This window comes from Novosphingobium sp., assembly GCF_965229225.1.
GTDB lineage: Bacteria > Pseudomonadota > Alphaproteobacteria > Sphingomonadales > Sphingomonadaceae > Novosphingobium.
Genome location: NZ_OZ245867.1, coordinates 1,366,795 through 1,391,228 on the forward strand (window position 1 = coordinate 1,366,795; position 24,434 = coordinate 1,391,228).

The following is a 24,434-nucleotide window of genomic DNA, read 5'->3' on the forward strand; positions in this document are numbered from 1 at the left end:
TAGCTTTTGGAGTTACTGTTATTTTTCAGATGTTTGCCGCAAGACCCGATCAGATGGACTCCTTCAGTCCAAAACCGGCCGGGATGCGGCAATTCATCCTCGGTGCCCGCGCGCCTCTCCGCAGCGGGCCGAACGTGTTTTTGCAGATGGCAGGAGCCTCTTGATGGAAGAACCCTTTGTCTTGCCCGAGACGGCGGCTGTGCTGGCGGGAATTGCCGAACAGGGCGGCCCGCACCTGGCCGATCTCTCGGCGGCGGACATGCGCGCGACCTACCTGCAAATGGGCGCGCTATTCGATACGCCGCCCGAAGCAGGTGTGCGCTGGAAGGATATTGCGGGCCCCACTTGCGCACTCCGCGCCTATTTCCCCGGTGAAGCGGCAGCGGGGCCGGTCGTGCTCTACATGCACGGCGGCGGCTGGGTGATCGGAGACCTCGAGACCCATCATCCCGTCTGCACGACGATTGCCGCGATCACCGGGCTGCGCGTGGTTGCGGTCGATTATCGCATGGGGCCGGAAAGCCCCTTCCCTGCCAGCCATGACGACTGCGTCGAAGCCGCGCGCTTCGTTCTCGCCAGCCCGGCGGAACTCGAAGCGCCGGTGACCGGGCTTGCCACGGCGGGTGACAGCGCGGGCGGCAATCTGGCATTTCATGTTGCAGCCGCGCTCGGCTCCGCTGCGGTCAAGGCGCAGTTGCTGGTCTATCCCTGGCTCGATTGCACGGCCCCGGATCGCGGATCGTACAAGGCCTTCGGCGAAGGCTTCATCCTCGATGCCAAGCTCCTCGCCCGGTTCGCGGCGGATTACCTCCCCGGCGAGGGCATGGCTGCAGGCGCAGCCGCATCGCCGCTGCTGCACCCGCTGCCGGCAGACCTTGCGCCGGCGGTCATTCTCACCGCCGGGCTCGATCCCTTGCGCGATCAAGGCCGGGCCATGGCCGGCCGCATGGCAGAGGCCGGGATGGAAGTTCATTTCATGGAAGCGAAGGGCCTGATCCACGGGCTTGCCACGATGCGGGCCGCCTTCCCCACCGCCGATCGCATCCTGCGGCGCGCCATCGGCGTTTTCGGAGATCTGGTGAACGGCTGACCGCAACGACAACTGACCACAACAAAAAAACGACAACCCAAAGGAGAGGGAAAATGAGCAAGATCAGGCGCACCGTTCTGGTGGCATCCACGGCAATCGGCTTGGCCGACATCGCGCAGCCGGCCTTCGCGGCTCCGGCAGCAGAAACCGCTGCCGCCGCAGAGGAAGCCCCCGTCGGCGAAATCATCGTTACCGCCAACAAGCGCAGTGAAAGCATCAGCAAGGTCGGCGCGAGCGTCGCCGCGTTCGACACCACCTTGCTCGACAAGCGCAACATCGTGCGGCTGGACGAACTCGCCAAGGCCGTGCCGAACCTCGCGCTCGCCCCCTCCACCCACGGCACGCCGGTGTTCACCCTGCGCGGCATCGGCTTCAACTCTGACTCGCTCGGCGTCTATCCGGCAGTCAGCCTCTCGCTCGATCAGGCGCCGATGCCCTTCCCGGTGCTGGCAGGCCACTCGCTCTATGATCTGGAGCGCGTCGAAGTGCTCAAGGGTCCGCAGGGCACCTTGTTCGGCCAGAACTCGACCGGCGGTGCAATCAACTTCGTCGCGGCCAAGCCGACCAAGGAGCTGCAGGCCGGCTTCAACCTTGATTACGGCCGCTTCAACGAAGTCCACGGCACGATGTATATCAGTGGCCCGGTCAGCGAGACCGTCGGCATGCGCCTCGCGGTCGATGCGATGCACCGCGATGACTGGCAGTACAACTTCACGCGCAAGGACTCGAACGGCGAACAGAACTACATCGCCGCGCGCCTGATCACCGACTGGCAGGCCTCCGACAAGCTGAAGTTCGAGCTCAACCTCAATGGTTCGGTCGATCGGTCTGACCCGCAGGCGCTGCAGATCATTGCTTCGCTGCCGTCGAACCCCGCCGCCCCGACGCCCGAGGAGCTCAATGCGCCGCTCGCCCCGCGCGATCTGCGTGCGGCCAACTGGTCCAATTCGGGCCGCCGCGGTGTGGGCACGCAATCGGATACCGAATCCGCCCGCCCGCGCGGCAACCGCAAGCTGTTCCAGGCCTTCCTGCGCGCCGACTACAACGTGACCGACGATGTCGCGCTGACTTCGATCACCACCTACAACCACCTCAAGCAGAACATGGCGTTCGACCTCGATGGCTCGCAGTACGAGCTGGTCGACAACCCGCGCGGTGATGGCACGATCAGCGATTTCAACCAGGAACTGCGCCTCTCGAACGCTTCGGCGCCGGGTGCGAAGTTCCGCTGGACCGTGGGGGCGAACTACAACCACAGCAAGGTCGACGAACTTCAGATCATCACTTACGGTGCCAACTCGCTGAGCAATGCGGGCACCAACTTCATCCACGAATCCAACGTGCAGAACCGCGGCCGGATGGACAACTACGCCGCCTTTGCCAACGGCGAGTACGACCTGACCGACCAGCTGACCTTCAAGGCCGGCATCCGCTACACCAGCTCGAAGAACAAGAACCGCATGTGCGGCTCGGACACCACGGGCGACCAGCAGCTTTCCTCGCTGTTCCGGCTGCTTGGCAATCTGCTGGGCGGGAAGGACATCCCGATCGGTCCGGGCGATTGCATCTCGCTCAACGCGCAGAACCTGCCGGGCGATCCGATCAACATCACGCTGAAGGAAGACAACGTCTCGTGGCGCGCGGGGCTGGACTTCAAGCCCAACTCCACCACGCTGCTCTATGCGAACATCTCGCGCGGGTACAAGGCGGGCGCGTTCCCGGTGATCACCGGCGCGACGCAGGAAGTGTTCACGCCGGCCAAGCAGGAATCGGTGACTTCGTATGAAGCGGGCGTGAAGACCCGCCTGATGAACAACGCCATCTCGCTCAGCGGCGCGGTGTTCTATCAGGATTACCGCGACAAGCAGATCCAGGGCACGGTCAACACCGCGCTGTTCGGCCTGCTCCAGCGGCTCGACAACGTGCCCAAGTCGCACATCTTCGGCGTCGAGGCTGAAGTGACCATTCGTCCGACGGCAGGCCTGACGCTGTCGGGTTCGATGAGCTACCTCAAAACCAAGGTCGACGAGTATTCGGGCATCACGGTGTTCGGCGATCAGCGCAACTTTGCCGGCAGCCGCCTGCCCTTCGCGCCGTCGTGGTCGCTGGTCGGCGATATCGACTACCGCGTGCCAACCAGTGCCGGCGGCGAAGTCTTCGTGGGTGCGGGGATCAACTACCGCACCTATCAGGATGCCTACATCGCCGGCAGCCAGTTGCAGATCCCCGACAACGGGGTGAACCGCTGGATCGACCGCACCGCGTTCCGCATCGAAGGCTATGCGCTCGTCGATGCCCGGATCGGCTACGTCTTCCCCGGCGAGAAGCTGACCGTTTCGGCCTGGGGCAAGAACGTGTTCAACACGTTCAACGTGCAGAACAAGATCTCGTACAACAACATCATCACCCAGGCGACCGGCATGCCGGCCACCTATGGTGTCTCGCTCAAGGTGCGCTTCAAGTAAGCACCGGCTTCAAGGGGGGAGCAGTGCCGCTGGCGCTGCTCCCTTTTTGCTGCTTGTCGCTCCCCTCACCACCAGCCATTCCAAAGGGTTCCCATGTCAGCGGAAACGCATTCTGATCCGGTTATCGCCCGCGCGCGGGCGCAATCGCTTTCGGCCATGCTCACCCGCGCGGCGGAGCGCCATGGCGCAAAGACCGCGATCATCTGCGGCGATGTGACGTGGAGCTATGCCGGTTTTCACCGCGAAGTGGAGCGGCTGGCTTCAGGCCTGCGCCGGCTGGGGATGCAGCCGGGCGACCGCATCGCGATCCTCGCGCGCAACAGCCATGCCTTCATCGCGCTGCGCTTTGCCATCGCGCGGGCCGATGCCGTGCTGGTGCCGATCAATTTCATGCTCAATGCGGAAGATGTGCGCTACATCCTCGATCATTCGGGCGCGCGGGCGCTGTTCGTGGATGAGACCACGCTGGCGACGGGCCTTGCCGCACGCAGCGCTGCGGTGGAGCACATGTTCGGCATGGCGGGTGAGCTTGTATCGCCGCCGGCGGGCCTTCCTGCCTGGACCGAACTGCTGAGCGACGAACCGCTCGCCCCGCAGGAGCGCGGCGGCGAGGACCTGCTGCAGATCGTCTATACCAGCGGCACGGAATCGCGGCCCAAGGGCGCGATGCTTTCGCACAACAGCGTGCTGTGGGAATATCAGAGCTGCATCATCGATTGCGAATGGACGGCGGGGACGGTCGCGCTCCACGCCATGCCGCTGTTTCACTGCGCGCAGCTCGATTGCATGATCGGCCCGGCACTGCATGTCGGCGCGACAAACGTGATCACGGGATCGCCTGCGGCAGACAACGTGCTTCAGCTTCTGGCGCAGCACAGGATCACCTCGTTCTTCGCACCGCCGACAGTGTGGATCTCGCTCCTGCGCTCACCCCTGATGGAAACCTGCGATCTCACGGCGCTCGAAAAGGGCTACTACGGCGCCTCGATCATGCCGGTCGAAGTGCTGCGTGAAATGAACGCGCGGATCCCGCAGCTGCGGCTGTGGAACCTCTACGGCCAGACCGAGATCGCCCCGGTCGCCACGATCCTGTTTCCGGAGGAACATGCCGCCCGGCTGGGTTCGGCAGGGCGGCCGACGCTGCATGTCGAGACGCGCATCGTCGATGACGCGATGGAACCGGTGGCGCCCGGCGCAGTGGGCGAGATCGTCCACCGCTCGCCGCAATTGCTCAGCGGCTACTGGAACGATCCCGCACGCACGGCGGAGGCCTTTGCGGGCGGCTGGTTCCACAGCGGCGATCTCGGTGTGGCGGATGCCGAAGGCTACATCACCGTGGTCGATCGCAAGAAGGACATGATCAAGACCGGCGGCGAAAACGTCGCCTCGCGCGAGGTGGAGGAAGTGCTCTATCGCCACTCCGCGATCAGCGAAGTGGCGGTGATCGGGATGCCCGATCCCAAGTGGATCGAGGCGGTGACCGCCGTGATCGTGCTGCGCGAAGGTCATGCGCTGGAAGCCGAGGCCGTGCTGGCACACTGCGGCGAGCACCTCTCGGCCTTCAAGATCCCCAAGAAGGTGGTGTTCGCCGAGAACCTGCCGCGCAACGCGAGCGGCAAGATTTTGAAGCGCGAACTCAGGCTTTCGCTGCTTTAGTGGACCACCCCCAACCCACCTTCGTCATTGCGAGCGCAGCGAAGCAATCCAGAGCGGTTCTGCGCGGCTCTGGATTGCTTCGCTCCGCTCGCAATGACGAGGTAAATGCGGCGGATTGCGACTGTCCACCCTAGGCCGCCAGATACGAGCCGCCGGTCACGAACACCACCTGCCCCTGGATCATCGCGGCGGAGGGGCTCGCGAGATATTCGATCAGGCTACAGTAATCGTCATCGACCACATTGCGCCCGCTGGGGCTAGCAGCGGCAGACTGGCGCATGATTTCTTCAGTCTGCGCGCCATAAACCTGCCGCAGCGCTTCGGTGTCGACCGCGCTCGGCGCGACGCAATTGGCCCGCACGCCCAGCGGGGCAAGCTCGAACGAAAGGTAGCGAATCAGGCTTTCCGCCAGCGACTTGCCCGCACCCACGGCGGCGTAGTTCGGGATGACAGTTCGGCTGCCCCGGCTAGAGAGGAAAAACACCGTGCTGCCGCGCCGGAACAGCGGCACCGCGGCCTGCGCCAGATAGACCAGCGCCGTGCCGTTGAGATTGATCGCCTCGGTGAACGCCACCGGATCGACCGTCAGCAGCGGTTCGGGCAGCACTTTCACCGCGCAGTGGACAAGCTGGTCGAGCCGGTCCGTCTTCGCCGCGACCTCAGCCACCACCGCCTGCGCCCCTTCCGGTGTGCTCACATCGCCCTGGATCAGATGGCAGCGCGCGCCCTGCGCCTCGATCTCCGCCTTGGCGCTGTCCGCCGAGGCCTGATCGGCGCGGAAGTTCAGGAACACATCGGTATCGGGCTTCGCAAAACGCTTGGCGATGGCAAGCCCGATACCTTTGGTACCGCCGGTGACGAGAATGGCCATGGCGCGCGCCTAACCGACGTTGCCGATGGAGGACGTCAGCGTCACGCCGAAACGCTCGATCATCCCGCCGGCATCGGTGCGCAGCGCGAGCCATTCCGGCGTATGCTCATCGCGCTCCATCGCGGCCTTGTCCGCCCAGGTCATGATCGCGAAGCGGTAGGCATCGGCCGGGGCGCCCTCGAGCCCTTCGGCGACCAGAATGGTCTCAAGGCTGGTGAGGTTCGGCAGGGCGCGGGCGAGCGGCGCATGCACATTGGCATAGGCCGTTTCGAAGGCATCGCGGTCTTCAGGCTTCGGCGCGGACCACACGGCAACAAGCTTCAGCATCACGTTCTCTCCCGCGCCGTTTTGCGCACAATGGCGGCGGGTTCGGCCCGCCCCTTCTCATCTTGCCGCGATGCTACCAAACAAGCGATTGCTATGGCAAGAGCCGGGTGATAGCCAGATCCGAAATCCGGAGCTTTTCCTGCATCATGCCCACCCGCCAAATGGTCTTCGATCCCCGCGATCCGGACGTCATCCAGCGCCCGCTGGAAACGTTGCTGCGCTTGCAGGCGCAAGATCCGGTGCACTGGTCGCCGCTGCTCAAGGGCTGGGTGCTGACACGGCACGACGACGTGAAGTCGGTGCAGATGAACAGCGGGATCACTTCGGACCGGCTGACCCCGTTTTTCGAAAGCCAGCAGGGTGAAGAGCGCGCGCGGCTGAACGATCTGATCCGCTATCTCAACACCTGGGTCGTCTTCAAGGATCCGCCCGATCACACCCGGCTGCGCACCTTGCTCAACAAGGTGGTGACGCCTGCGGTGATGCGCGACCTGGAAGACGGGATCACCGAACTGGCCGATGGATTGCTGGATCGCATCGCTGCACGCGGCGATGGGCGGTTCGAGTGCATCAGCGAATTTGCCAATCCGCTCCCCGCCAGCGTGATCATGGACCTGCTCGGCGTGCCGCGCGCGGACATGGATTTGCTGCGGGACTGGTCGATGCAGTTGCAGCCGTTCCTTGGCAATGCCACCGGCACCGGCGACAAGTACGAGACCGGACGCGCGGGCATCGTGGCGATGGCGGACTATTTCCGCGCTGCCGCCAAGGACCGGCAGGCGAAGCCGCGCGGCGATGTGATCTCGCACTTCGTCATGCTGGAGCAGACGGGCCAGATTACCGAGGACGAAGTGATCGGCTCGTGCATCCTGTTCCTGTTTGCGGGCCACGAGACGACCACCAACCTCATCGGCAACGGCATCCGCGCGCTGCTCGCCAATCCCGATCAGAAGGCAAGGCTGCTGGCTGACCCATCGCTTGCAGCCAGCGCGGTGGAGGAAATGCTGCGCTTCGAAGGGCCGACCGGCGCCGTCGTGCGCGTGGTGAAAGAGCCGTTCGAAATGCGCGGCAAGACACTTAACAAGGGCGACCGGGTCTATGCCATGGTCAATGCCGCCAACCACGATCCCGCCGTGTTCGAAGCCGCCGCGCAGTTCGACATCGGCCGTTCGCCCAACCGCCATCTCACCTTCAACCACGGCATCCACTTCTGCCTCGGCGCGCCGCTCGCCCGGGCCGAGGCCCGCATCGCGATAAGCCGCTTCTTCGCGCGCTTCCCCGATGCAGCCATGGCGAGCGATGCGGTGGAATACATGGACACGCTGACCATGCGCGGCGTGCGCGAAATGCCGATGGTAACCGGATAAAAGCGCGATGATCGAAGCCCCCGCCTTTGGCATGGCCAGCATCTGGGCCGCCCACGCCCGCTTCGCGCCCGATCGGATCGCGGCAATCTGCGGCACACGGCAGCTGACCTGGGGCGAATTCGACCGCGCGACCTGCCGGGTGGCCAATGCGTTGCGGGCGATGGGCGTGCGCCATGACGAGCCGGTCGCGCTGGTCATGACCAATTCGCTCGAAATGCTGGAAGTGATGTTCGGCATCGTGCGCGCCGGGGCCTGCATGGTGCCGATCAGCGGCCTGCTGACCGGTGCGCAGATCGCGACGATGATGGCCGACAGCGGCGCGCGCACCGTATTCGTCTCCGCCGGAAACCGTGCGCTGGTAGAAGCGGCAGAGCTTCCCGCCAGCGTGCGGCGCATCGCCATCGGCTTTACGGGCGAAGGCTGGGAAGCGGGCGACGCGCTGCTTGCCACCGCGCCGGAAACCGACCCCGGCGTCCGCAACCGCCCGGAAGACCGCTTCAACATCATCTACAGCTCCGGCACCACGGGCCTGCCCAAGGGCATCGTGCAGAGCCACGGCGCGCGCACGCATTTTGCGTGGTCCAATGCGCTGGAGCTGGGCATGTCGCGCGACACCATCGCGCTCGTCACCACCGCGCTCTATTCGAACGGCACGATGTTCATGGTCCTCCCGCCGTTGCTGCTGGGCGCGACCGTGGTCATCATGGAGCAGTTCAGCCCCGCCGGCGCGCTGGCGCTGATCGAGCGGCACCACGTGACCCACGCGTTCATGGTGCCAACCCAGTGCATCGTCACGCTCGATGATCCCGCGCTGGGCGCGCATGATCTTTCGAGCCTCAAGGCGCTGCTCTCTGCCGGTTCCTCGCTGCGGGCCGATACGCGCGAGGCTGTCATCGCGCGGATGACCCCGCATGTCTACGAGCTCTACGGCTTCAGCGAGGGCTTCGCGACGATGCGCAAGCCCGGCGACGCGCCCGCGCGGCCCGGTGCGGTCGGACGGCCGGTGATCGGCTTCGACATGCGCATCGTGGGCGGTGACGACCGGGAATGCGCGCGCGGCGAGGTGGGCGAAATCGTCGGGCACGGCCTTGGCGTGATGGCCGGATACCACAACCGTTCGGACCTCGACGAAGCGATCCTCTGGCACAGCCCATCGGGCGAGGCATTCCTGCGCAGCGGCGATCTGGGTTATGTGGATGAGGAAGGCTTCCTCCACATCGTCGACCGCAAGAAGGACATGATCCTCTCCGGCGGGTTCAACATTTTTCCGGCTGATCTCGAAGCCGTGATCGGCGAGCACCCCGCGGTTCAGGACGTGACCGTGATCGGCATTCCGCATCCCAAATGGGGGGAAACGCCGCTCGCGCTGGTTATCCCGCGTGGTGAGCCTGATCCGGAGACGCTGCTGGAATGGGCCAATGCCCGGCTGGCGCGCACCCAGCGGCTGGCGGGGCTGGAACTGAGGACCGAGTTTCCGCGCAATGCGCTGGGCAAAGTGCTGAAGCGCGAACTGCGCGCACCTTGGTGGGATAACGCGAAATGACGGACGCCTACATCGTCGGCAGCTATTCGAGCAGCTTCGGCAAGTTCCCCGATCGCAGCTTCAAGGATCTGACGCGCGAGGTCTATCTTGGCGTGCTGGCCGATGCGGGGCTGGCAAATGGCAACGATATCGGCATGGCCTGGTTTGGCAATTGCGGCATGTGGACCGATGGCCAGGGCAGCATTCGCGGGCAGGTCTGCCTCACCCCGCTGGTGCGCGAAGGGCTGTTTCCCGAACGCGTGCCGGTCATCAACGTCGAAGGTGGCTGCGCCACCGCATCCATTGCGCTCCACGGCGCGTGGAAGGATGTGCTGAGCGGCCAGACCGATCTCAGCATCGCCATCGGGGTCGAGAAGACGTTCAATCCCGCCATGCCGGAGCGGACCAAGGCGCTGTTCGATGGCGGCATCGACCAGTATGATCCCGCAGAGTGGATGGCCTACTATGCCGAGGCCGGAGAGGCATCGGGCAAGCCGTTCGAACCGGGGCCGGGCCGGACCATCTTCATGGATACTTACGCCATGCAGGCCGCGTGGCACATGCGCACCTACGGCACGACCGAGCGCCAGATCGCCATGGCCTGCGCCAAGAACCACACGGCATCCGCGCACAATCCCAAGGCGCAGTACCGCTTTGCCCTGACCCCGGAGGATGTTCTCGCGGACAGGCCGGTCAGTTGGCCCCTCACCCGCGCGATGTGTGCGCCGATCGGCGATGGCGCGGCGGCGGCGCTGGTCTGTTCGGGCGCATGGCTGGCGCGCCAGCCCGCAGCGGTTCGTGCGCGCGCCGTCCGGATCGCGGCGAGCACGATGACTGCGGGCAAGTATCGCCGGCTGGACGAGCCGGGGCTTTCCAAACTCGCCGCCGAACGGGCCTACAAGGCAGCAGGGCTGACACCGGCCGACATCGATCTCGCCGAAGTGCATGATGCGACATCGTTCTGCGAGATCTACCAGTCCGAGATGCTCGGCTTCTGCGGCATGGGCGAAGGCGGCCGGCTCGTCGAAAGCGGTGCGACCACGCTCGGCGGGTCGATCCCGATCAACCTTTCGGGCGGGCTCGTCAGCAAGGGGCACCCCGTCGGCGCGACGGGGCTTTCGATGATCGACGAGCTCATGCTGCAATTGCGCGGCGAGGCCGGCCCCCGGCAAGTCAGCGGTGCGCGCATCGGCCTGGCCGAGAATGGCGGCGGCGTCATGGGCTTTGACGAGGCGGCCTGCTCGGTTACCATTCTGCAGCGCGATTGAGGCGGTCATGCCGAGGGGAGCTGTGCGAGTGACCAACCGAGTCGCCGAGGCCCCGGCGGACCCCCAGCCCAAGGCCGAAGCGCGCGGGGGCGAAAGCCGGCGCGAGGCGCTGCTGGATGCGGCCGCCGCCATGTTCGCAGCCAAGGGGTATGACGGCACGTCGATCCGCGACATCGCCGGCGCGGTCGGGATGCTGCCGGGCTCGCTCTACTATCACTTCAAGTCCAAGGAAGACCTGCTGATCGCGGTCTACCGCAAGGGCGTGGCGCGCTTCGAAGCCGCGATAGATGAGGCATTAGGCAAAACTGGGGTCAAAACCGTGGGCGAGCCGTGGCAGGCAATCGAGGCGGCCTGCGCTGCGCACCTTTCGATCCTGCTCGATGGCGGCGATTATGCGCGGATCGTCAATCCGGAATTCGTGCGCTCGTTCCCGCCCGCGATGCTGCCCACGCTGAATGCAGAGCGCGACCGCTATGAGCGCCATTTTGAAAAGCTGATCGCCGCACTGCCGCTTGCTCCCGAGACGGATCGCTGGCTGTTCAAGGTCGCGCTTTTCGGCAGCCTGAACTGGTCGCAGACCTGGTATCGCAAGGGCCGGTACACACCCGGTGACATTGCCGCAGCATTCATCGGCATGCTGCGGCAAAAGGGAGCCTGATACGGCCCCTGACTACCCTCGGAAAATGGCACGGAAAGCCAGAAAAATGGCCAGATAAATCATCGTACTGAAGCGCTGCGTATGGTGCAATCAGGCATGGCGGTCTAACCAGTCGATAAACATGGACCCGGGCAACGCCGGGCCGCGAGGAGAGGGATAAAGATATGCGCATTTCCTTTGTGCGAAAGCTTGGCCTGGCATCCAGCCTCGCGCTGGCAGTGGGCGCCATCGCGGTCCCGGGCGCGATGGCCACGGTGACCGAGGCGATGCTGCGCGCCGTGCCGGGCGCCGAATGGCTCACCTACGGCGGCGACTATGCCGAGCAGCGCTTCTCCCCGCTCAAGCTGGTCAACGAGTACAACGTCGATCAGTTGGGCCTTGCCTGGTATGCCGACATGGACACCGCACGCGGGCAGGAAGCGACGCCGCTGGTGCATGATGGCGTGCTTTATGTGACCACCGCCTGGTCGATGGTGAAGGCTTACGACGCGAAGACCGGCAAGCCGCTGTGGGCCTATGATCCCAAGGTGCCGCGCAGCACGCTGTACCGCGCCTGCTGCGATGCGGTGAACCGGGGCGTGGCGCTGTATGGCGACAAGCTGTTTGTCGCGGCGCTGGATGGCCGGCTGATCGCGCTCGATCAGAAATCGGGCAAAGTGCTTTGGGAGAAGGTCACCGTCCCCAACCAGACCGACTACACCATCACCGGCGCGCCGCGCATCGTGAAGGGCCGGGTGCTGATCGGCGCGGCGGGCTCCGAATACAAGGCGCGCGGCTATATCGCGGCTTACGACACCGAGACCGGGAGCGAGGTCTGGCGCTTCAACACCGTGCCCGGCAACCCCGCCAAGGGCTTCGGCAAGGAAGGGCTCAACAAGGCCGCGCACGAGGCCGCGTCCAAGACCTGGGGCAACAAGTGGTGGGAGCTGGGCGGTGGCGGCACCGTCTGGGATTCGATCACCTATGATCCGGAAACCAACCTCGTCCTCTTCGGCACGGGCAATGCCGAACCGTGGAACCCGGCGGCGAACGGGCGTGAGGGTGACAGCCTCTACACCTCCTCGATCGTGGCGGTGAATGCCGATACCGGCCAGTATGCCTGGCACTATCAGGAAACCCCGGAAGACCGCTGGGACTTCGATTCCGATCAGCAGATCACCATCGCGGATATCAACATCGGCGGCGCGAAGCGCCATGTGGCCATGCACGCGCCCAAAAACGGGCACGTGTATGTGCTCGATGTGAAGACCGGCAAGTTCATCTCTGGCACGCCGTGGGTGCCGATAAACTGGGCAACCGGCCTGGATCCGGAGACAGGCCGCCCGTCGATCAACCCCGATGCGCAATATGAAAAAACCGGCAAGCCCTTCATCAGCCTGCCCGGCGCGGTCGGCGCCCATAGCTGGCAGCCGCAGAGCTACAGCCCCAAGACCGGCTATCTCTACATCCCGACCAACCTCGCTGGATGGCCTTACCTTGCCGCCAAGGACTGGAAGCCGGGCACCTTCGGATGGTCGATCGGAATGGACGGCTATGCCGTGGCGATGCCGGCCGATCTCAAGGTGCAGGAAGGCGCCAAGGCGGCAACCAAAGGCCAGCTGGTCGCGTGGGACGTGGCAAACAAGAAGGCCGCATGGCGAGTTGACCTCACCGGTCCTTCGAACGGCGGCGTGCTTTCGACTGCGGGCAACCTCGTATTCCAGGGTACTTCGGGCGGCGAGTTCGTGGCCTACACCGCCGACAAGGGCGAAAAGCTGTGGTCGTTCCCGGCCCAGAGCGGCATCATTGCCGCGCCGATGACCTATGCCATCGGCGGCGAGCAATATGTCGCCATCCTCGTCGGCTGGGGCGGCGTGTGGGATGTCGCCACCGGCGTGCTGGCCAACAAGGGCGGCGCCGGGCGCAATATCAGCCGTCTGATGGTGTTCAAGCTCGGCGCTTCGGGCCAGCTGCCCGCGCCGCCGCCGATGAACCAGATGGTGCTCGATCCGCCGCCGTTCACCGGCACACAGGCGCAGGCGACCCATGGCGGGCAACTCTATGGCCGGTATTGCGCCATGTGCCACGGCGACGCTGCCATTTCGGGCAGTCTGAACCCGGACCTGCGCCATTCCGGCGTGATCGGTTCGGCTGAAGCGGTGAAGGCGATCGTCATCGGTGGCCAGCTGCACCAGATGGGCATGGTCTCGTTCAAGGCGGCACTCAAGCCGGCGGACGCCGAAGCCATCCGCCTGTACATCATCAAGCGGGCCAACGAGGACAAGGCGCTGGCCAGCCGCTGAGGCATTGCTTCAAACTGCCGGCGACGTGGATGCCGGCCCTGCAAATGGGCAGGGCCGGGTCCGCTTCGCCGGCAGTCGGCATCTCACGAAACCGGCGGATCAGCCGTGCGGGTAGAGCTTCGGGAAATCGGGGTGACGGAACCGGTCGCCCGGAACCAGCCCCTCGTAAAACTCGCTGACATCGCGTGAGCCGGTTTCCTGCCGGTTGAAACCCACAGCCGATTCCTTGCTGACCCCCGGCCGAGCCACGAAGTTGCAATCGTCGCCGAAGAAGCGGAGCGAGATCGTGCGCCGCTCGCCATGCGCTTCGGTATGCCCGCCGCCGTGCAGTGTGCTGGGGTGAAACACGAGCGCATCGCCGGGTTCGAACGGCCATGACACGATATCGAACCGCTCCCGGTCCGCCTCGATATCCGGCAGCCGGGGCATCTCGCCCACATCATAGAGCGGGGCGGTATCATCATCGCCGGTGAAGGCCGAGCCATTGTAGAGGCGCCCGCGGTGCGATCCGCGCACGAATTCCAGCGCCTGCGAGGGCGGTACGGGATCGAGGCTGATCCACAGGACCGACATGTCCGCCCCATCCACGGGGAAGTATGACGTATCCTGATGCCAGGGCGTGCGGCGGCTCGCGCCCTTCTTGTGGAAGACCTGCTCGAAGAAGAACCACACGTTCTCGCAGCCCCATAGCCGCGCCATCACCTCGCCGAGCCCTGCCTTGCGCAGCAGCGGATCATAGTGCGGCCAGCTCAGGGTGTTGAACAGGTCCTGATAGAACACCGTGCCGTCCTGCGGGAACAGCTGCTGAGCGGCCGGGCTGGGGTTGGCGAGGCTCCACTCGAAGCCCTGCCGCGCCAATTCCAGCATTTCTGCGTCGAACAGCCCGGGCAAATAGACCACGCCATCCTCGCGGTAGCGCTGCATCAGGGTGTCGGCGTCCCCGGCCTCGGCGGTCATCACGGTCATCGCGGGGTTTCCTTGGAAGGAGGGGATGGGCGCGATCAGCGCGCTTCGGCCAGCCAGGCGATGCAGCGGCGGAGCAGTTCCTGAAACGCGGCTTCGTCCCACGGGCCGCGCACGACCGGCGCCTCATCCATCAGGGGTCGTGCATCAAAGCGGCCGCAGGCGTGGCCGAGCGGGCTGTAGGCCACCTCGCCGCCGCCGAAACTGCGGACATAGAGCTGCGGGCGCGGCGGATCATCGTCCCACTGCCCCAGCAGGTAGCCGGGCGCCTCGCCCTTGTAGCGCGCGGTCAGCAAGGTGCGGTAGTTGCACAGGGGCGCGGCAATATAGGGCTCGTCGGTCACGGTGAAATCATCGAGCCCGCGCGTGATCGGGTGATCCGGATCCTCGACATGGATATGCATGGTCTGCGCCGAGAGATGCGCGACAAAGCGGCTCCCGAGGAGCTCCATGAAGGCCGGAGCCACGGTTTCCGCCGTCGGCTTCACGAGGCCGGGAATGCGCACGCCGCTGGCGACGATTTCCGGCCCGTCGGTAAATTCGAGACCGGCGTTCGCACCGTGCAGCGCCAGCAGCCGGCCGCCCGCCGCGACAAAATCGGCGAGCGCCTGCGCCTCGCTTTCCGAGGGCATGAGATCGCAGGTGTAGAGCACCACGGCGGCGAAGCCCGCAAGATCGCCCACATCGCGGAAATCCGCAGCGCAGCGGACCCGGATGCGATCATCCTCGGCCATGAGGTTCAGCATCACCAGCCGGGCAAGATCGAAATCGTGGTACTTGCCCCCCGAGATGAGATGGATGCGGACGGGCTCGCTCATGCGGCGCTCTCCAGGGGAATGAGGAAGGGTGCGCCGCCGTCCCACCGTGCGGCGGCGCGCTCGGAGAGATCGAAGAAGGCACGGGTTGCCGGGCAATCGGTGATCAGTTCGATGTGAAGGCCCAGCGCGGTGCGGCAATCGTAGTAGCGCAGCTCGACCTCCTCGTTCAGCTTGCCGGTCGAAACCGGCGGTCCGGCATCGAGCGCAACGCCCGCGCTATCGAGATCGGTGACAAGGAACGCATGGTGGTGCGCCTTGCACGCGCCGGCGGGCAGGGGCCCATCACCATAGACGCTGGGCCAGGGCCCATGGGGCTGGATCAGTTCGATCATCTTGTCGCCCAGCTGGCCGAAGGCGATGTCGAGCGTCAGCGCCTGCGGTTCGCCGTGGAAGGTCCAGCCCGCGAAGGCCATGCCCGGCATGTGGATGAAGGGCCCCGCCCCGGTGCGCCGGACCCAATCGTCGACGCTCGTGGCAAGATCCCCGACGACGTAGCCAAGCTGCATGATCGGGCCGTGCATTGTGCGTTTCCTGTTCAATCGAGTGAGGATGGCGTCCCGTGCCAGGCGAAGGGCCGCGCTTTCATCCGGACGAAGAAGTCCTGCAGCCAGGTCGCTTCCTCGGGGATCGGCTGGCCATGGTTTTCGCCGAACTGGAGGAAGCAGTAGAGGTAGATATCCGCCAGCGAGTAGCGGCTGCCGCAGACGAACTCGCGGCCCCGCATCACGCCGTCGAGCCAGACCATGCGGTAGCGCGACTTGGCCTTGAGCACGGCGGCGGCTTCCAGCGGCAGGAGACTCTTGGTCACCGCGCCATCGATGTCCTTGTCGCCCTCGAAGAAGGCGCGGCCTTCCTCGGTGGAGAAGCCTTCGCCCATCGGCCAGGCGATGTTCTGGTCGATCCGGCGCACCCACATGCGGGTTTCCGCCCGCTCTTCGGGCGTGGAGCCGATCAGCGGCGGATCGGGCCGGATATCCTCGAAGTATTCGCAGATCGCGGTGACTTCGGTGATGGCGGTGCCGTCGTCGAGCTCCAGCGCGGGCAGCTCACCCATCGGATTGATCCGGCTGATGAAGGGCTCGCGCCGGTTTTCGCGCGTGAACAGGTCGATGAAGCGTCGCTCCAGCGCGATGCCCTTCTCCTGTGCGAAGATCCAGGCGATCCACGGGTTCGGTGCAAACAGGTCGAAATCATAGAAGATCATGTGCGCCTCGTTCGTGGAAATCGCCCGGATATTGGGGCACGCTCCGCGCTAGAACTTGCCCTCGATCGAGATGCCGATGGTGCGCGGATAGACGATCTGGTTCTGGCCGCCGGGCCGGTTGAGCGGGCCGACCGTGTTCCCCACGTTGTCGCTGAAGATGCCCGCTTCCCAGCGGTCCGTGCCGATGCTGGCGCGGACGTAGCCGATCCCGTTGAACGGCGCATAGACCCCGTTGAAGATGCTCTGCTGGCGCGAGCGGTAGCTGTAGCGCGCGTTCAGCCTGAGTTCGAGGCCATCGGGCCCGATCTCGCGGTTGTAGGTTCCGCCAAGATTGAAGGTGGTCTTGGCGGTGCCGGGCAGCTGGTTGCCCTCACGCAGCTGCGGGATCTTGGCGACAATCGGCGCGGCCACGTTGTGGATCGTGGTCGAGTTGAAATTGCCGTTGAAGTTCAGCGTCAGCCCCTGCACCGGCGTGCGCCAGGTGATCGACGGCTCGATACCGTGCCCGCGCACGTCACCGACTTGCGCGACGATGGTTTGCAGCGCCGGCGAAAGCTCGATCTGGGCGCGTGGCCAATCGACGTAATAGGCCGCCAGTTCAACCTGCACCGTGTTGTTGAAGAGTGCCCACTTGAGCCCAGCTTCGTAGTTCCACAGCGTATCGGGCGGTGAGATGTTGGAGAGGTTGACCCCCAGCACCGCGTTGGACGCACCGACGATCGAGGCCGAGGAAATCGCGCCGCTGCGGAAGCCCTTGGCCGCTTCGACATAAAGCAGCCCGCCGCCCGGTGCGTGGTAGGCAAGGTTGAAGCGCGGGTTGAAGGTGCTGTTGCTGGAACGGGTGGTGCTGCGATTGGGGATCACGCCGCCCGCGATCTCGAGCTGGCTGTTCTCCTCGAACCGGCGCTTCTCCTTGTAGTAGCGCCCACCGACGGTGATATCGAGCTTGCGATCAAACGCCGCATAGGTCGCTTCGCCATAGACCGCCCAGCCCTGGCTGAAGAGCTGGTTCCTGTCGTTGACGGTGTTGAAGCCCAGCACGCCGGGCGCCACCACGAAGTCTGGCAGCTGCACGGTCTGGCCGCCGAAGGTATCGCCCTTCTGGTAGAAGAAGCCGACGATGTACTGCAGCGGCCCCTTGCCCGATGAAGTCAGGCGCACATCCTCATTGAAGTTGTGCGTGGTGAGCGGCCAGAGCGAGGAGAAATTGCCGATGCCGGGGATGAAACCGCCATTGTTCGAGATGACGGTGTTCTTGATGTGGCCGGTCGAGCTTTGCAGCGTGGCAAAGCCCAGATCATATTCGACATCGCCGCTGAACAGCCAGTAGTCCGAGAGCGCCTCGCCGAAGCGCTGGTCGATGCTGGCGGGATCGGCAAAGGTGATGCGATCGGACCAGTTCTGCTTGGTGTTGTTGCGCCAGGCAGAAAGGCGGATCGTGAGGTTGTCGGTGGGCTTGGCCAGCAGCTTGACGCGGCCGGTGAAGCTCGTCGCGTAGTTGTCGTTCTTCACGCCGGTCGGGATGATATCGGCATAGCCGCCCGTCCGCTTGTAGGTGATCACCCCGCGCAGCGCGACCTTGTCGGTCACCAGTGGCAGGTTGACCATGACATCGCTCGAATACCCCGGCTTGCCGCCCGTCACGAGGTTGCCCGAAGCGCGCACCGAGGCGGCGTTGCGGTCAAGCTCGGGATCGTTGGTCAGCACCTTGATCGTGCCGCCGATCGAGCCGAGGCCGTAGAGCGTGCCCGAAGGCCCGCGCAGCACTTCGACGCGCTTGAGATCGTAGAACGCGGCGACCGGCGCATAAGGACGGCCAGGCATGGTGAAGGCAAAGTTGTCGAGATAGTAGCCCACCGCCGGATCGCCGTCGGTCTCCGAGGCGGCGATCGCGCGGATCTGGTAGGTCGTGCTGCCCGCACCGATGGTCGCGCCGGTCGTGGCGCTCGGCACGAGCGAGATCGCCTGCCCGATATCGGTGACACCCGAACGCAGCAGCGTTTCCCCGCTGATGCCCTGCACCGCCTGGGGAACCGAGGTCAGCGTCTGTTCGCGGCGCTGCGCGGTCACGATGATCTCGCTGTCATCCTTGCTCTCGGCGGCTTCGGCCTGCGCTTGCTGGGCCAGTGCGGCCTGCGATGCGAGAAGGACCGCAAGTGCGGCGGACGAGGCGGCGGCGCGCCATGCATAGGCGGCAGATCGGCACGTTTTCATTGGTTCTCTCCCCTCTTCTTGTTCATTGCCGCAGGGTTCGTGCCCGGCGGCTGTTCGGCGCCGGATCAACCGTGATCAAGCCACGGGTAGTCCCCCATCAGGCAGCGATCGATCTGCTGGTGGAAATGGCGGATCCGCACTTCCTGATCGCCCAGGATCATGCCTCTGAAGCCCTGCGACGCGGTTCCATGCTGCATCGTGGTCATGTTCGAACCATCCTGCTTGAGCACATTGGCAAGGAACGGATCGAACGTGCCGTCGAAGGCTTCGGCATAGTCCTGCAGTTCGCCGTGGCGATAGGTCCGGTGATTGACGACAGGCGGCTCCGATCCGGGCGCGCGGCGTTCGGTGATCAGGAAGTCGTAGTAGCAGATGCCCGGATCGGATGGGTGCGGCCGATAGCGGAACATGATCGAGACTTCGGGAGTCTGGGTCAGCGTGGTGCCCGGGAAGAACGTGTAGTGATACTGGTGAACGAGCTGCTCGTCGTTCATCCGGCGATAGGGCATGTAGGTATCGTTCTCGATCGCCCGCTTGGCCTTGATCACCTCGAGATGGATGTCCTTCAGGCTGCCCTTGTAATCCGCCGGGACGAGCGTGCCGATGCCGAGGAACTTCTCGCGCAGCGGTGTCATCTCCTCCGCATTGCCGAGCAGTTCGCTCACCGTCAGGTTGAAGTTGATCATCCGGCTGTGCATGCCGATCAGCTCGATCGGAACGTCATAGCCCTCCGTGATGTTCATGAAGTCTGCGTGCAGCGATTCGAAATGATAGCTTTCGTTGAAAGCATCGTGCGCGTGCTTCCAGTTGCCGTTCCATTCGAAGGTGGCGCTGTCGATCAGCTGGAATTCCTCAAGCTCGTAAGTCTCGAGGTGCGAACCCGCTTCGCCGAGATACTCCCTGAGGCCGATTGCGTGCCGATCGAGATTGAACCAGACCCAGCCGCCCCAGATTTCGGTGCGGATCGCCGCGAGATCGAGTTCGCCGTTTGGCACGCCATCGCGGTATTGCGCGAAGAGTTCGGGCCGCGCGATCCGGTTCAGCGTGCCGTCGTTGTTCCACTTCCAGCCGTGATAGGGGCAGGTGAACGTGTCGAGCGAGCCGGAGTCCACCTGGCAAAGCAGATTGCCGCGATGCTGGCAGATGTTGAAGAAGCCGCGGATCTCGCCATCGTTCGAACGGACGAACAGCAGCGACTCCTTGCCCAGCGTATGGAGGCGGAAATCGCCCGGCTCGGCGAGTTCGGAGACATGGCAGCCGACGTTCCAGGTCTTGGTCCAGACGTGATCCCATTCGCGCTGCATGAATTCGCGGCTGTGGAAGCGTTCCCCATCGATGCGCTGATAGCCGATGACCGGGATGGGCTTGCGCGGGACGAACGCAGGCGCCTGCGTATCCTTTTTTGCCGGCCCCAGCGCCTCGATCAATCGGTCTTCGATCTTTGCCATTACCCAACCATCCTCGCTCACGGCGCTGGCGGCTTCCGGGCTCGTCGAGGAGATTGCCGGTCATGACCGGCGCAGCGCGATCCCGCGGCCAGAGCCCGCAGACGCGCTACCTTGCGTTCTCCCAAACGTGCCGTGGCTTTAAAACATGCCAACCAGCTTGTTTTTGAAAACACCACAGCACCCGAGGGCTGTCAATAAACAAGCGGACTGGCTGGTTTTAATGATAGGGCCTTGCTGCAGGCTTGACTTGGGGCGGCAAATGCCCAGACCAATGCGCCATGAACCTGCAATCGGACCGTATGATATCGATGGATCAGGACGATCCGGCGGTCGATACCGCAATCCCCCGGGTCCGGCGGCCATCGCGCAGCGCCGGGGCCTCCCCGCGCCAGATCGCCAAGAGCGAGGCCATGCGCCTGCGCGTGCTCGAAGCGACGGTCGATTGCCTGCAGGAAGGCAAATCGCACGAGGTTTCGATCGCGGTGATTGCCGAGCGGGCGCAGATTTCACGCGGGGCGGTGCAGTATCATTTCGCAACGCGGCGCGAGCTGCTCTGCGCCGTGATCGCGCACATCAACGCCCGCCGCCTCCAGCAGTTCCGCGCCGATCTTGCGGAAATAGGTCCGGGCGAAGACCTTGCCGAGCGGATCGTCGACACCCACTGGAAGCACCTCGGCGAGCGGGACTTCCTCGCCTATCAGGAACTCGTCCTGCTTGCACGCAGCGATCCCGATCTGACCGAGGGCTTCGCCCCGCTCTATCAGGATTTCCTGGGCGAATGGTACGAGACAGCGCGCCGGGCCTTCGGCTGGAGCTACCGCGACCGCGAGGTGATGAAGGCGGGCAACATCGCGCACTACCTGCTTGAAGGCATGGCCTATGGCCAGCTGGCCGGCCAGCTTTCGAGCGAGGTCGTCGCCGATATGCTGGATCACACCAAATCGATCCTGCGCGCAGCAATCCAGAAGAAGCAGGAAGGCGGCTGACCGCAGCGCCCCTTCCCGAAATCCAAACAAGACCAGCACGGGAGAGCGATATGGGCGGCAGATTTGCAGGCAGGACCATGGTGGTGACCGGCGCCGCATCGGGCATCGGGCGCCGCACGGCAGAGCGGCTGGTGTCCGAAGGCGCGACCGTGCACGGCGCAGACCTCACCCCCGTCTCCATCGCAGGTGTGACCGGACACCGGCTCGACGTGACCAGCGAAGCGGACTGGGAAGCGCTGATGAGCAGCATCGCGGCGCAGCACGGCCATCTCGACGGCCTCGTCAATGCTGCCGGGGTGATCCGCATGGGCACCACCGCCGAAACCTCGATCGAGGACTTCCGGCTGGTCATGGCCGTGAACGTCGAGGGCACGTTCCTTGGCAGCAAGCACGCCATGCGCGCGATGCAGGCACGCGGGACGGGCGTGATCGTCAACATCTCATCCACCGCGGGCATCTGCGGCTCCCCCGGTGCCGCTGCCTACACCGCGAGCAAGGGCGCGGTCCGGCTGCTGACCAAGACCACCGCGCTCGAAGCCATTGCGCTCCCCAGCCGCATCCGGGTCAACTCGGTCCACCCCGCGCTCACCAACACCCCCATGGCCGATGCCATCGTCGACCAGCTTGGCGGCGCTGCCGAAGTTCGCCAGGCGCTCAGCGATATGATGCCATCGGGCCGGCTGGCGGAGCCGGACGAGATCGCCAGCGCGATCCTGTTCCTGCTTTCGGACGATTCAAGCTACATGAACGGTTCGGAACTGGTGGTGGACAACGGCTTCACCGCCCAATGAGCAAACGAAGCCAGGGCGCTACCCGGCAGGGAGGTGCCGTTCGAGGAACGCGGTCACCGCATCGTTGAACGCATCGTTGCGATCACCGGCCACCATATGCCCGGCACCGCCAACATCGGCCACTTCAAGGTCCGGCACGAGCGCACGGAAGGCGGCTACGCCGGCATCGCTCACCACGTCGCTCTTGAGGCCGCGCACCAGCAGCACCGGTACGCCGATCTGCGGCAGCTTTGCCGCTGATTGGCGCACCATGTCATGAAGGTCCTGCGGGCGCGCTGCGACGATCCGGGGATCCCAGTGCCAGTAAAGCCTGCCGTCCTCGCGCTGGCGCAAATTGCGCATCAGCCCGTTCGGATCGCGCGGACGGGGCCGCTCCGGATTGTAGGCCGCAACGGCATCGACCGCCTCGTCCAGCGTGGCAAACCCCTCCGTATGGGCGCGCATGAAGGTGACGATGCGGCTGATCCCCTCGGGTTCGGGATGCGGGACGATATCGACCAGCACCAGCGAGGCTGGCCGCATCGCCCGGGCCACCGCGTGGATCGACGTCGGCCCGCCAAGCGAGGCCCCGACAAGCGCGAAAGGCCGATCGAGCTTCGCGACAATCGCTTCAAGGTCAGCGACACGGTCATTGAGGGAATAGGCTCCCGCTTCGGACCATTCGCTCTCGCCATGCCCGCGCAGGTCGACGTTGATCACCCGGTAGCCGCGCTGCGCAAGCGCCGTGGCGGCGCCCGACCAGCTGTGCCGGGTCTGCCCGCCGCCGTGGAGCAGGATCACCACCGGCGCATCGAGCGGCCCCAGATCATCGACGGCGAGTACGAGCCCATCGTGCGAGGCGATCCGGTGCAGCCGCACTGCACCAGTTTTGGCAGAAGGGCCGGGGGAATTGTGGCTCATTGCGGAAGGCTTTCGATCGAAGTGGTGCCCAAGCGCATTTGCGCAGGCGCGGGTTTGGCCTTGATCCGGCACAGGCGGCCCATCATCGCGGCAGGAACCCCCGTGCGAGAATGCCCACCATCTGTCGGGCAACGGCCTCGGACGAAAGCGCACCGCCATGATCGTGCCAGCGCGCGGGCCAATTGAGCGCACCGGCCAGCGTGAAGGCCATCAGCCGCACGTCGCACGGCGGGATCGAGCCGTCCTCGATTGCGGCGGCAATCAGGCCGCGCATGTCGCTATCGATCTGGCGCTTGAGCGCACGGAAGCGCTTGCGGCTTTCCGGCGCCAGCGCCTCGTCTCCGGTGCGGATCACGCAGCGGCCGAAATCATCCATGTTCACTTCGGCATAGCGCACAAGGAAGGCGATCAGCCGGTCCGCGCCGGTGCCCTCGCGCGCCCGCGATTGCTCCGCCGCCTCGATCAACTGGCCGAGCCCGATCGAGACGCATTCGAGCAGGACCTGATCCTTGTTGCCAAGGTAGTGGTAGATCGTCGGCTTGGAGATCCCCAGACGCGCCGCGACATCATCGAGCGAGGTCTGGTGAAAGCCGCGTTCGTTGAACATCTGGACCGCCGCGCGCAGCACTGCGGCGCGCTTCGCCTCACGCGCGGCGCGCTTCTCCTGCGCGGAGGGAAATGGCGATTGAGCGGCGTCCATGGTCTGCTCGACGTTGACCGAAAACTTGCCAGCAAGCAATCTACTCATGCGTAAAATTTTCGCGTAGGAACGGGCTGCGAGTCGCCGCGGCGGCGCTGAAGGAGATCGGTTTCATGGAGATTGCAGGACTGGCCGCCATCGTGACGGGCGGCGCATCGGGGCTTGGCGCGGCAACCGCAGAACTGCTCGCGGCGCGCGGGGCGAAGGTGACGCTGTTCGATCTCAATGCAGACCTAGGCACGGCCAAGGCGGCGGAAATCGGCGGGCGCTTCGCGGCGGTGAACGTGACCGATGAGGACGCCGTGGCGAACGCCATTGCAGAGGCCGAGGCGGTCAACGGCAAGGCGCGCATCCTGATCAACTGCGCCGGCATCGGCCCGCCGGCCAAGGTGCTCAACCGCGATGGCAGCCCGCTGCCGCTGGCGGACTTCGCGAAGATCATCCAGATCAACCTGATCGGCACGTTCAACGTGCTCTCGAAGTTTGCCGCGCGCATCCACGATGCCGAACCGCTCAACGAGGATGGCGAGCGCGGCGTGATCGTGAACACCGCCAGCGTCGCCGCGTTCGAAGGCCAGATCGGCCAGCCCGCCTATGCCGCATCGAAGGGCGGCGTTGTCGGAATGGCGCTGCCCATCGCGCGCGAATTTGCCCGCTATGGCATCCGCGTGAACACCATCGCGCCGGGGATTTTCTGGACGCCGCTGCTCGGCTCGCTGCCACAGGAAGCGCAGGATTCGCTGGGGCGGCAGGTGCCCTTCCCCAGCCGTTTGGGTAGGCCCGAAGAGTACGCGAAGATGGTAGAAGCCATCGTGACCAACCCGATGGTCAACGCCGAAGTGATCCGCCTCGATGGCGCGATCCGCATGGCGCCGAAGTAAGCACGCGCAGGTTTCAGGAAGGT

At 64.9% G+C, this 24,434-nt stretch carries 21 protein-coding genes; 11 read left to right on the forward strand and 10 right to left on the reverse strand.

What is annotated here, in order from left to right; translation table 11 throughout:
• Positions 1-163 precede the first annotated feature (163 nt).
• The 3 genes from ACO06X_RS06065 to ACO06X_RS06075 all read left to right on the forward strand — a co-directional run bounded on the left by ACO06X_RS06065 (position 164) and on the right by ACO06X_RS06075 (position 5,211).
• Positions 164-1,090, forward strand: a complete 927-nt coding sequence (locus ACO06X_RS06065) for an alpha/beta hydrolase (protein ID WP_421839057.1) — start codon at positions 164-166, stop codon at positions 1,088-1,090.
• A 53-nt stretch (positions 1,091-1,143) separates the two neighbouring features.
• On the forward strand, positions 1,144-3,555 hold the full coding sequence (locus tag ACO06X_RS06070; RefSeq protein ID WP_421839058.1) for a TonB-dependent receptor: 2,412 nt from the start codon (positions 1,144-1,146) through the stop codon (positions 3,553-3,555).
• A 93-nt stretch (positions 3,556-3,648) separates the two neighbouring features.
• Complete coding sequence (locus ACO06X_RS06075; RefSeq protein ID WP_421839059.1) at positions 3,649-5,211, forward strand: fatty acyl-CoA synthetase; 1,563 nt, start codon at positions 3,649-3,651, stop codon at positions 5,209-5,211.
• Positions 5,212-5,341: 130 nt separating this feature from the next.
• Here the strand turns inward: ACO06X_RS06075 and ACO06X_RS06080 are convergent, their stop codons facing one another.
• Complete coding sequence (locus ACO06X_RS06080) at positions 5,342-6,082, reverse strand: SDR family oxidoreductase (RefSeq protein WP_421839060.1); 741 nt, start codon at positions 6,080-6,082, stop codon at positions 5,342-5,344.
• Between the two features lie 9 nt (positions 6,083-6,091).
• Positions 6,092-6,409 (reverse strand): EthD family reductase, encoded by a 318-nt coding sequence (locus ACO06X_RS06085; RefSeq protein WP_421839061.1) that lies wholly within the window; start codon positions 6,407-6,409, stop codon positions 6,092-6,094.
• Between the two features lie 146 nt (positions 6,410-6,555).
• Here ACO06X_RS06085 and ACO06X_RS06090 point away from each other — a divergent pair, with 146 nt between their 5' ends.
• From ACO06X_RS06090 to ACO06X_RS06110, 5 genes are all read left to right on the forward strand, one after another.
• Positions 6,556-7,776, forward strand: coding sequence for a cytochrome P450 (locus tag ACO06X_RS06090; protein WP_421839062.1), 1,221 nt, complete (start codon positions 6,556-6,558; stop codon positions 7,774-7,776).
• A gap of 7 nt (positions 7,777-7,783) precedes the next feature.
• Positions 7,784-9,319: a class I adenylate-forming enzyme family protein gene (locus ACO06X_RS06095; RefSeq protein WP_421839063.1), complete on the forward strand. Its 1,536-nt coding sequence runs from the start codon at positions 7,784-7,786 to the stop codon at positions 9,317-9,319.
• Entirely contained in the window at positions 9,316-10,566 is a 1,251-nt protein-coding gene (locus tag ACO06X_RS06100; RefSeq protein WP_421839064.1) for a thiolase family protein, read from the forward strand. The genes ACO06X_RS06095 and ACO06X_RS06100 overlap by 4 nt, the downstream gene beginning before the upstream one ends.
• A gap of 28 nt (positions 10,567-10,594) precedes the next feature.
• On the forward strand, positions 10,595-11,224 hold the full coding sequence (locus ACO06X_RS06105; protein WP_421839065.1) for a TetR/AcrR family transcriptional regulator: 630 nt from the start codon (positions 10,595-10,597) through the stop codon (positions 11,222-11,224).
• Between the two features lie 164 nt (positions 11,225-11,388).
• Positions 11,389-13,506, forward strand: a complete 2,118-nt coding sequence (locus ACO06X_RS06110; protein ID WP_421839066.1) for a PQQ-dependent dehydrogenase, methanol/ethanol family — start codon at positions 11,389-11,391, stop codon at positions 13,504-13,506.
• A gap of 99 nt (positions 13,507-13,605) precedes the next feature.
• Here the strand turns inward: ACO06X_RS06110 and ACO06X_RS06115 are convergent, their stop codons facing one another.
• From ACO06X_RS06115 to ACO06X_RS06140, 6 genes are all read right to left on the reverse strand, one after another.
• On the reverse strand, positions 13,606-14,472 hold the full coding sequence (locus ACO06X_RS06115; RefSeq protein ID WP_421839067.1) for a phytanoyl-CoA dioxygenase family protein: 867 nt from the start codon (positions 14,470-14,472) through the stop codon (positions 13,606-13,608).
• Between the two features lie 35 nt (positions 14,473-14,507).
• Positions 14,508-15,287: a ThuA domain-containing protein gene (locus ACO06X_RS06120; protein WP_421839068.1), complete on the reverse strand. Its 780-nt coding sequence runs from the start codon at positions 15,285-15,287 to the stop codon at positions 14,508-14,510.
• On the reverse strand, positions 15,284-15,808 hold the full coding sequence (locus ACO06X_RS06125; protein WP_421839069.1) for a VOC family protein: 525 nt from the start codon (positions 15,806-15,808) through the stop codon (positions 15,284-15,286). Before ACO06X_RS06125 ends, ACO06X_RS06120 begins: the two co-directional genes overlap by 4 nt.
• A gap of 14 nt (positions 15,809-15,822) precedes the next feature.
• Positions 15,823-16,491 carry a glutathione S-transferase family protein gene (locus ACO06X_RS06130; RefSeq protein ID WP_298163987.1) on the reverse strand — a complete coding sequence of 223 codons (669 nt, stop codon included), beginning with the start codon at positions 16,489-16,491 and terminating at the stop codon, positions 15,823-15,825.
• Positions 16,492-16,539: 48 nt separating this feature from the next.
• Positions 16,540-18,705 carry a TonB-dependent receptor gene (locus tag ACO06X_RS06135; RefSeq protein WP_421839070.1) on the reverse strand — a complete coding sequence of 722 codons (2,166 nt, stop codon included), beginning with the start codon at positions 18,703-18,705 and terminating at the stop codon, positions 16,540-16,542.
• A gap of 65 nt (positions 18,706-18,770) precedes the next feature.
• On the reverse strand, positions 18,771-20,153 hold the full coding sequence (locus ACO06X_RS06140; protein ID WP_421839071.1) for an aromatic ring-hydroxylating oxygenase subunit alpha: 1,383 nt from the start codon (positions 20,151-20,153) through the stop codon (positions 18,771-18,773).
• A 278-nt stretch (positions 20,154-20,431) separates the two neighbouring features.
• Here ACO06X_RS06140 and ACO06X_RS06145 point away from each other — a divergent pair, with 278 nt between their 5' ends.
• The gene (locus tag ACO06X_RS06145) at positions 20,432-21,139 is read left to right on the forward strand and encodes a TetR/AcrR family transcriptional regulator (RefSeq protein WP_421839072.1); all 708 of its coding nucleotides are present in this window, start codon (positions 20,432-20,434) and stop codon (positions 21,137-21,139) included.
• Positions 21,140-21,189: 50 nt separating this feature from the next.
• Positions 21,190-21,930, forward strand: coding sequence for an SDR family NAD(P)-dependent oxidoreductase (locus tag ACO06X_RS06150; RefSeq protein ID WP_298163995.1), 741 nt, complete (start codon positions 21,190-21,192; stop codon positions 21,928-21,930).
• 18 nt (positions 21,931-21,948) lie between these two features.
• On the opposite strand, the gene ACO06X_RS06155 is transcribed toward ACO06X_RS06150, so the two are convergent.
• Both ACO06X_RS06155 and ACO06X_RS06160 read right to left on the reverse strand, forming a co-directional pair.
• Positions 21,949-22,830 carry an alpha/beta fold hydrolase gene (locus tag ACO06X_RS06155; protein ID WP_421839073.1) on the reverse strand — a complete coding sequence of 294 codons (882 nt, stop codon included), beginning with the start codon at positions 22,828-22,830 and terminating at the stop codon, positions 21,949-21,951.
• Between the two features lie 82 nt (positions 22,831-22,912).
• Complete coding sequence (locus tag ACO06X_RS06160; protein ID WP_421839074.1) at positions 22,913-23,578, reverse strand: TetR/AcrR family transcriptional regulator; 666 nt, start codon at positions 23,576-23,578, stop codon at positions 22,913-22,915.
• A gap of 65 nt (positions 23,579-23,643) precedes the next feature.
• Here ACO06X_RS06160 and ACO06X_RS06165 point away from each other — a divergent pair, with 65 nt between their 5' ends.
• A complete protein-coding gene (locus ACO06X_RS06165; protein WP_298164001.1) occupies positions 23,644-24,411 on the forward strand; it encodes an SDR family NAD(P)-dependent oxidoreductase in 768 nt (255 codons plus the stop codon).
• The last annotated feature ends 23 nt before the right edge of the window (positions 24,412-24,434 follow it).

Bases quoted from the DNA above. Each gene is read 5' to 3' on its own strand.
- ACO06X_RS06065 (WP_421839057.1), top strand. From the start codon at position 164: ATGGAAGAACCCTTTGTCTTGCCCGAGACGGCGGCTGTGCTGGCGGGA.
- ACO06X_RS06160 (WP_421839074.1), bottom strand. From the start codon at position 23,578: ATGAGTAGATTGCTTGCTGGCAAGTTTTCGGTCAACGTCGAGCAGACC.
- ACO06X_RS06095 (WP_421839063.1), top strand. From the start codon at position 7,784: ATGATCGAAGCCCCCGCCTTTGGCATGGCCAGCATCTGGGCCGCCCAC.
- ACO06X_RS06080 (WP_421839060.1), bottom strand. From the start codon at position 6,082: ATGGCCATTCTCGTCACCGGCGGTACCAAAGGTATCGGGCTTGCCATC.
- ACO06X_RS06090 (WP_421839062.1), top strand. From the start codon at position 6,556: ATGCCCACCCGCCAAATGGTCTTCGATCCCCGCGATCCGGACGTCATC.
- ACO06X_RS06100 (WP_421839064.1), top strand. From the start codon at position 9,316: ATGACGGACGCCTACATCGTCGGCAGCTATTCGAGCAGCTTCGGCAAG.
- ACO06X_RS06085 (WP_421839061.1), bottom strand. From the start codon at position 6,409: ATGCTGAAGCTTGTTGCCGTGTGGTCCGCGCCGAAGCCTGAAGACCGC.
- ACO06X_RS06075 (WP_421839059.1), top strand. From the start codon at position 3,649: ATGTCAGCGGAAACGCATTCTGATCCGGTTATCGCCCGCGCGCGGGCG.
- ACO06X_RS06115 (WP_421839067.1), bottom strand. From the start codon at position 14,472: ATGACCGTGATGACCGCCGAGGCCGGGGACGCCGACACCCTGATGCAG.
- ACO06X_RS06120 (WP_421839068.1), bottom strand. From the start codon at position 15,287: ATGAGCGAGCCCGTCCGCATCCATCTCATCTCGGGGGGCAAGTACCAC.
- ACO06X_RS06145 (WP_421839072.1), top strand. From the start codon at position 20,432: ATGAACCTGCAATCGGACCGTATGATATCGATGGATCAGGACGATCCG.
- ACO06X_RS06165 (WP_298164001.1), top strand. From the start codon at position 23,644: ATGGAGATTGCAGGACTGGCCGCCATCGTGACGGGCGGCGCATCGGGG.
- ACO06X_RS06155 (WP_421839073.1), bottom strand. From the start codon at position 22,830: ATGAGCCACAATTCCCCCGGCCCTTCTGCCAAAACTGGTGCAGTGCGG.
- ACO06X_RS06130 (WP_298163987.1), bottom strand. From the start codon at position 16,491: ATGATCTTCTATGATTTCGACCTGTTTGCACCGAACCCGTGGATCGCC.
- ACO06X_RS06150 (WP_298163995.1), top strand. From the start codon at position 21,190: ATGGGCGGCAGATTTGCAGGCAGGACCATGGTGGTGACCGGCGCCGCA.
- ACO06X_RS06125 (WP_421839069.1), bottom strand. From the start codon at position 15,808: ATGCACGGCCCGATCATGCAGCTTGGCTACGTCGTCGGGGATCTTGCC.
- ACO06X_RS06070 (WP_421839058.1), top strand. From the start codon at position 1,144: ATGAGCAAGATCAGGCGCACCGTTCTGGTGGCATCCACGGCAATCGGC.
- ACO06X_RS06140 (WP_421839071.1), bottom strand. From the start codon at position 20,153: ATGGCAAAGATCGAAGACCGATTGATCGAGGCGCTGGGGCCGGCAAAA.
- ACO06X_RS06135 (WP_421839070.1), bottom strand. From the start codon at position 18,705: ATGAAAACGTGCCGATCTGCCGCCTATGCATGGCGCGCCGCCGCCTCG.
- ACO06X_RS06110 (WP_421839066.1), top strand. From the start codon at position 11,389: ATGCGCATTTCCTTTGTGCGAAAGCTTGGCCTGGCATCCAGCCTCGCG.